5 protein-coding genes are annotated in these 7,295 nt (G+C 72.1%); 3 read left to right on the top strand and 2 right to left on the bottom strand.

What is annotated here, in order from left to right:
* Positions 1-118 precede the first annotated feature (118 nt).
* Both mltG and B9S61_RS11345 read right to left on the bottom strand, forming a co-directional pair.
* Positions 119-964 (bottom strand): endolytic transglycosylase MltG, encoded by an 846-nt coding sequence (gene mltG, locus B9S61_RS11350; RefSeq protein ID WP_103542145.1) that lies wholly within the window; start codon positions 962-964, stop codon positions 119-121.
* A gap of 43 nt (positions 965-1,007) precedes the next feature.
* Positions 1,008-2,810: an ABC transporter ATP-binding protein gene (locus B9S61_RS11345; RefSeq protein ID WP_103542146.1), complete on the bottom strand. Its 1,803-nt coding sequence runs from the start codon at positions 2,808-2,810 to the stop codon at positions 1,008-1,010.
* A gap of 112 nt (positions 2,811-2,922) precedes the next feature.
* Between B9S61_RS11345 and B9S61_RS11340 the strand changes: the two genes are divergently transcribed.
* The 3 genes from B9S61_RS11340 to B9S61_RS11330 all read left to right on the top strand — a co-directional run.
* On the top strand, positions 2,923-3,387 hold the full coding sequence (locus B9S61_RS11340) for a MarR family winged helix-turn-helix transcriptional regulator (RefSeq protein WP_103542144.1): 465 nt from the start codon (positions 2,923-2,925) through the stop codon (positions 3,385-3,387).
* 266 nt (positions 3,388-3,653) lie between these two features.
* Complete coding sequence (locus B9S61_RS11335; RefSeq protein ID WP_103542143.1) at positions 3,654-5,528, top strand: ABC transporter ATP-binding protein; 1,875 nt, start codon at positions 3,654-3,656, stop codon at positions 5,526-5,528.
* Positions 5,525-7,295: ABC transporter ATP-binding protein (locus B9S61_RS11330; protein ID WP_103542142.1), on the top strand; the 1,771-nt coding region annotated here is incomplete at its 3' end. The genes B9S61_RS11335 and B9S61_RS11330, both read left to right, overlap by 4 nt.

Below are 7,295 nucleotides of genomic sequence, written 5' to 3'. Positions count from 1 at the left end.
TGACGGCCGGCCCGGGCGGATCGGCCCGTATGGACCAGCCCGGGCGGATCGGCCCGGGCGGATCGGCCCGGGTGGATCGGCCCGGGTGGATCGGCCCGGGTGGATCGGCCCGGGTGGATCACTTCTTCGCCGCCTCGTCCGCCTTCTTCCGCTGGGCGTCGGACTCGGCCACGTTGCGCTCGTGCTCCGCGAAGTCCGCGGTGAAGCGGGTGTCGCCGGGCTTGACCGTGACGAAGTAGAGCCAGTCGCCCGGGGTCGGGCTGATGGCTGCCCGCACCGCGTCCTCGCCGGGATTGTCGATCGGGGTCGGCGGCAGCCCCATCCGCTGGTAGGAGTTGTAGGGGCTGTCGATCCTGGTGTCGGCCTCCGTCATGCGCGGCGTCGAGCGGCCCAGCGCGTAGCTGACGGTCGAGTCCATCTGGAGCGGCATCCCCCGCTCCAGCCGGTTGAAGATCACCCGGGCCACCTTGCCCATGTCGGCCTTGGTGGCGGCCTCGGCCTGGACGATGCTCGCGACCGTGACCGCCTGATAGACGTTCATCGCGTTGCGCTGCGCGCCCGCGGCGATCGGGGCTCCGTTGAACTTCTTGTCCGCCGTGTCGACCATCCGCGCCAGCAGCTTCTGCGGGGTGGCCTTCTCCTGAAGCGGATAGGTGGCCGGGAACAGATAGCCCTCCGGATTGCCCTCGGCCTCGTTCGGCAGCTTCAGGTCCGCCTTGGCGAGGGACTTCTTCGTGGAACCCGACGGCAGATCGAGGGTCTTGTCGATGGCGGCGTACACCTGGCTCGCCCGCCAGCCCTCCGGGACAACCAGTGCCCGGGGGCGGGACTCGCCGTCGCCGTTCATGATCAGCAGCGGCACCGCCACGGCGGTGCCGGCCACGACGGCCCCGAGCGCGGCGAGGGCGAGGCGGCCCCGGCGCGTCAGTCGGATCGTGCTCCGTGACGGAGTGTTCGTCTGCATGCGGGCACGGTAACCCGCATACCTCCATAAATCCGGCATATCTTCATCTTGTCGGCTCCAGTCGGGCGTTCCGGCGCACGAGCGCCGCGTAGCGCCCGTTCTGCTCCACCAGCTCCTCGTGCGTGCCGCGTTCGACCGCGCGGCCGGAGTCGAGGACCACGATCTGGTCGGCGCCGCGAACGGTGGACAGGCGGTGGGCGATGGTGAGCGTGGTGCGGTTGGCCGACAGTGCGTCGATGGCCTGCTGGACGGCGGCCTCGGTCCGGGTGTCCAGGGCGCTGGTGGCCTCGTCGAGCACCAGGACGGGCGGGTCGCGCAGGATGGTGCGGGCGATCGCCAGGCGCTGTTTCTCACCGCCGGAGAACCGGTGGCCCCGCTCGCCGACCACGGTGTCGTAGCCGTCGGGAAGTGAGGCGATGTGGTCGTGGATCTGGGCGGCCGCGGCCGCCGCACGCAGTTCCTCGTCGGTGGCGTCCGGCTTGGCGAACCGCAGGTTGTCCGCGATCGAGGCGTGGAAGAGGTAGGTCTCCTGGGAGACGACGCCGACCGCGCGGGCCAGCGTGTCGAAGTCGAGGTCGCGCACGTCGACCCCGTCGAGGGTGACCCGGCCGCCCGTGACGTCGTACAGCCGCGGCACGAGGTGACCGAGCGTGGACTTGCCGGCGCCGGTCGCGCCGACGACGGCGAGATCTCCTCCCGGCGGGACGGTGATGTCGATGCCGTCGAGCACGGGCCCGTTCCTGCCGTCGTAGCCGAAGGTGACGTTCTCGAAGCGGACCTCACCCCTGACCCGCTCCAGGCGGACCGGGTCCTCGCGCTCCGTGATGTCGACAGGGAGGTCCAGGTACTCGAAGATGCGCTGGAAGAGCGCGAGCGAGCTCTGGATCTGGACGCCGGTGGACAACAGGCTCACGGCCGGACGGAAGAGTCCCTGCTGGAGCGAGACGAAGGCGACGATCGTGCCGATGGAGACCTCGGGACCACCGGTCTTCAGGGCGATGCCGGCCGTCCAGTAGATGACGGCCGGCATCGCGGCCATGACGACGGTGATGACGGCCATCCGCCAGCGGCCGGCCATGTTCGACCGCACCTCGAGGTCGACCAGGCGCTCGGACTCCTCCGCGAAGGCGCCGGTCAGTGAGTCGGAGCGGCCCATGGTGCGACCGAGCAGGATGCCGCCGACGGAGAGCGACTCGGTGACTGTGGCGGCCATCGCGGCCATCTGCTTCTGGCGCTGTGTGGTGATCTTCTTGCGTTCGTTGCCGACGCGGCGGCTGATCCAGACAAAGACCGGCAGCAGCACCAGTGTCACGACGGTCAGCCGCCAGTCGAGCACGAGCATCGCGACGACGGTGGCGACGACGCTGGTGAGATTGGAGACCAGGGAGGTCGCCGTGGAGGTCACGGTGGCCTGCATGCCGCCGATGTCGTTGGCGATGCGGGACTGGACCTCGCCGGTGCGCGTGCGGGTGAAGAAGGCCAGTGACATGCGCTGGAGCCGTCCGTAGACGGCGGTGCGCAGGTCGTGCATGACGCGCTGACCGACGGTCGTGGAGATCAGGGTCTGCAGTACGCCGAAGACGCTGGTGAGGACCGCGCTGAGGATCATGCCCAGCGCCAGCAGGCTGAGCAGTCCGGTGCGGCCCTCAGGGATCGCGACGTCGAGGATCGCCTTCAGCAGGAACGGGGTGGCGACCGAGACCAGGGAGGCGGCGCCGACCAGCAGGCCGACGATCGCGAGGCGACTCCGGTAGGGGCGGAAGAGCCTCAGGATGCGCCGCACCTGCCGGGGCTGCTCCTTGGCACCGGCGGGCGGGGTCCAGCCGGCTTCGTGATCGGGGTGCATGGTCTCCTTCGGGACGGGCGCCCGGAGAAGGCGCCCCGGGGCGAGCGAACGCCGGAACACAGCTCATTGTTACCTATACTCACAATGAACGTCGTCCTGATATTGTTCCCGCATGACCGCCCCCGATCCCGACGGCCTGCTGGCCGAGCAGTTGCTTCGGCTCACCCGCCGGGTGCACCGCATCCAGAAGCGCCATCTGGAGCGGCGCGGGCTGGGGATCACCCCCGCCCAGTCCCGGCTGCTGCGCACCCTCGCGCACTACGGATCGCCGCCGCGCATGGCCGATCTGGCCGAACGGCTCGAGGTGGTCCCCCGGGCCGTCACCACGCTGGTCGACGGGCTGGAGGCCAATGGCAGGGTGCGCAGGGTGCCGGATCCGGCCAACCGGCGGGTGATCCGGATCGAACTCACCGACGACGGGCGCGCGGCGCTGCGGGAACTGCGGGCGGCCCGCCGGACCGCGGCCGAGGAGATCCTGGCCCCCCTGGGTGGGGAGCAGCGCGAGGCACTGGGCGAGCTGCTGGACACCCTGGTCGACGGGAAGACCGCCCCTCCGTGCCGGGAGACGTCCGCCTGAAGCCGCCCGGGGGATGACGGCGGCCGGCCGGAGAGCCCGGTTCTGTGCGGTGACGTGGAAAACCGTTTGCCTCCTCGTCCGTGACGGCGTCAACCTGTCACGGTTTGCTGCTCGCCGTCCACGGACGGTGCGCAGGCGTGTCCGTGAACCCCTCACCGGCACCGTTCCGCCCTCCGTCGCCGTTCCTCTCCTCCTGTCTTCCCCGCTGTCCCCTCCGTCTCCGCCTCTCCTTTCCGCCGCATCCCGATCCGAGCCACTGGGACGTCATGCAGATCCAAGACCTTCCGTTTCCCGACCCGGGGGTGCCCGACGCGCGCTCGGGTCCCCGATTCCTGTGGTGGCTCTTCCGGAACCAGCTGTCCGGGCAGCTCAAGGCGCTGGCCTGGGGCCTGCTGCACTTCGTCTCCGTCGCCTCGCTGCCGTTCTGTGTCGGCGTCGGCGTCCAGGCCGCCGTCGACCGCTCCGGCGGCCGGCTCGCCCTGGCGGGGGGGCTGATGGCGCTGGTCTGCGCGGGCAACGCGGTCGGCGAGACCTTCCTGCACCGGGCCGCCGTCACCAACTGGATCACCGCCGCCGCCCGCGTGCAGCAACTGCTCGGCCGCAAGGCCGCCACCCTGGGATCCGCGCTGACCCGCCGGGTCGCCGCCGGAGAGGTGGTGGCCGTCTCCACCGGTGACGTCGAGAAGATCGGCTGGTTCGTGGAGGCCCTGTCGCGGTTCACCGCGGCAGCGGTCACGATCGTGCTGGTCTGCACCGGTCTGCTGGTCTACCAGCCGGCGCTCGGCGTCGCCGTCGCCGTGGGACTGCCCGTGCTGGCGATCGCGGTGCTGCCGCTGCTGCCCCGCGCCACCCGGCGGGCGGACGTCCAGCGCGAGAAGGCCGGCCGGGCCACCGAGCTGGCCTCCGACACCGTCGCCGGGCTGCGCGTGCTGCGCGGCATCGGCGGCGAGGACCTGTTCCTCGACCGCTACCGCCGCGCCTCCCAGGAGGTACGCCACGCCGCCGTACGCAGTGCGCGGATGTGGTCGCTGATCGCCGCGATCCAGGTGCTGCTGCCGGGTCTGCTGCTGATCACGGTCGTCTGGTACGGCGTCCATCTGGCCCGCGAGGGCCGCATCACCGTCGGTGAACTGGTCACCGTCTACAGCTCGGTCATGCTGCTCACCTATCCGATCCGCCACTTCGAGGAGATCGCGATGGCGTACTCCTTCTCGCGACCCTCGGCCAGGCGGGCCGCGCACGTGCTGTCGCTGGAGCGGGCCACGGACACCGGGGGCTCGCGTGCCGCCGGAGTCCCGGCCGGGGACCTGTACGACCCGGCGACCGGACTGCTCGCCCCGGCGGGCCGCCTCACCGCCGTGGTCTGCGGGGATCCCGACGCGGCGGGACGGCTGGCCGAACGGCTCGGCGGGCACGCCTCGGAACCGAGCCCGCCGGTACTGCTCGGCGGAGTGCCCCTCGACGAGCTGCCGCTGGACTCCGCCCGGGAGGCCGTCCTGGTGCAGGACAAGGACCCGGTGCTGCTGTCGGGCACCCTGCGCGAGCTGCTCGACATGCCCGCGTCCGGTGCGGTCGACCCGCCCGACGCGCTGCAGGCCGCACAGTGCGGGGACGTGCTGGCGGCTCTGGTGCAGGGCTCACTGGGCACCGGGGACCCGATGGACGCCCGGATCACCGAACGCGGGCGGTCCCTGTCGGGCGGGCAGCGCCAGCGGCTCGCGCTGGCCCGGTCACTCGTCACGGACCCGGAGGTACTCGTCCTGGACGAGCCGACGTCGGCCGTCGACTCGCACACCGAGGCCCGGATCGCGGAGGGCGTGCGCGGACTGCGGGCGGGCCGCACCACTGTGGTGTTCACCTCGTCCCCCCTGCTGCTGGACCGCGCCGACCGGGTGGTCTTCCTGGACGGCGACACCGTCGCGGCGGTCGGCGGCCACCGCGACCTGGTGCGCACCGAACCCCGGTACCGGGCCGTGGTGACCCGCGAGACCGAGCCCGGGGCAGCGCCGGCCGAAGCCGGGACCGTGCGCGCGGACGGCGTCCCGCGCGCGGACGGAGCCGACGGAGCGGTGCGCGCGGACGGAGTCCTGCGGCGACTGGAAGAGATCGAAGAGCTGGAAGAGATCGAGGAGACAGCATGATCGGCGTGGCGCCACCGGTGTACGACCCGGCGGCCCCGACCGCGGCCGCCACCCTTCCCGTGGGCGCGCCCGCCACCGTGCGCGCCTATGTCACGGAACTGCTGCGCCGGCACCGTCGGGCCTTCCTGCTGCTGATCGCGGTGAACACGGTCGCCGTGATCGCCTCGATGGTCGGCCCGTACCTGCTCGGCGGGCTGGTGGAAGGGATCTCCGACCCCGAGCGGGAGCTGCGTCCGGGGCTCACCGCAGGGATCTTCGTGCTCGCGCTGGCCGTCCAGGCGGTGTTCGTCCGGCAGGTCCGGCTGCGCGGGGCGATGCTCGGTGAACGGATGCTGGCCGATCTGCGCGAGGACTTCCTGGTGCGGTCGGTGGGCCTGCCCCCGGGCGTACTGGAGCGGGCCGGCACGGGCGATCTGCTGTCGCGGATCACGACCGACATCGACCGGCTCGGCAACGCGATGCGCGAGGCCGTGCCGCAGCTGGCCATCGGCGTGGTGTGGGTGGTGCTGCTGCTGGGCGGGCTGGTCGTCACGGCGCCCGAACTGGCACCGGCGGTCCTGGTGGCCGTGCCGCTGCTGGTGGCCGGCTGCCGCTGGTACTTCCGGCGGGCGTCGGCGGCCTACCGCTCGGAGGCCGCGGGGTACGCCGCCGTCGCCGCCGCGCTCGCGGAGACCGTGGACGCGGGGCGGACCGTGGAGGCGCACCGCCTCGGCACGCGTCGCGTGGCGCTGACCGACCAGCGGGTCCGGGAGTGGACCGCCTGGGAGCGCTACACGCTCTGGCTGCGGTCGGTGCTCTTCCCCGTCGTCAACATCACCCATGTGACCGTGCTCGGCTCGGTGCTGATGATCGGCGGGGTGTTCGTCCTGCAGGGCTGGATCGGTGTCGGTCAGCTGACCACGGGCGCGCTGATCGCGCAGATGCTCGTGGACCCGGTGGGACTCATCCTGCGCTGGTACGACGAGTTGCAGGTGGCGCAGGTGTCGCTGGCCCGGCTGGTCGGGGTCCGGGACATCGAGCCTGACGCCGGGGACACCGCGCTGGCACCCGACGGGCGCCGGGTGCACGCGGACCGGGTGCACTTCGGCTACCAGGAGGGCGTGGACGTCCTGCGCAAGGTGTCCCTGGAGGTCGCACCCGGGACCAGGCTGGCACTGGTCGGCCCGTCGGGCGCGGGCAAGTCCACACTGGGCCGCCTGCTCGCCGGGATCTACGCACCCCGGGAGGGGCGGGTCACGCTGGGCGACGCCGAGCTTTCGCGGATGACCGCCGAACGGGTCCGGCAGCATGTGGCGCTGGTCAACCAGGAGCACCACGTGTTCGTGGGATCCCTGCGTGACAATCTCCGGCTCGCCCGGGCGGACGCCGGGGACGCCCAGTTGTGGGCGGCGCTCGGGGCGGTCGACGCGGACGGCTGGGCACGTGCGCTCGACGACGGCCTGGACACCGAGGTCGGCTCGGGCGGTTTCGCGCTCACCCCCGCTCAGGCCCAGCAGATCGCGCTGGCCCGGCTGGTGCTGGCGGACCCGCACACCCTCGTCCTGGACGAGGCGACCTCGCTGCTCGACCCCCGCGCGGCGCGTCACCTGGAGCGCTCCCTGGCCCGGGTTCTGGACGGCCGGACGGTGGTCGCCATCGCGCACCGGCTGCACACCGCCCACGACGCGGACGTCATCGCCGTCGTGGAGAACGGTCGCATCAGTGAACTGGGCAGCCATGACGAACTCGTCGCGGCGAACGGCCCGTACGCGGCCCTGTGGCGGTCCT

Source organism: Streptomyces sp. SM1 (assembly GCF_002910825.1).
In the GTDB taxonomy this organism is placed as follows: Bacteria; Actinomycetota; Actinomycetes; order Streptomycetales; family Streptomycetaceae; genus Streptomyces; species Streptomyces okerensis.
The sequence above is the reverse complement of the archived record's forward strand: the minus strand, read 5'-3'. Positions and strand labels throughout refer to the sequence as shown.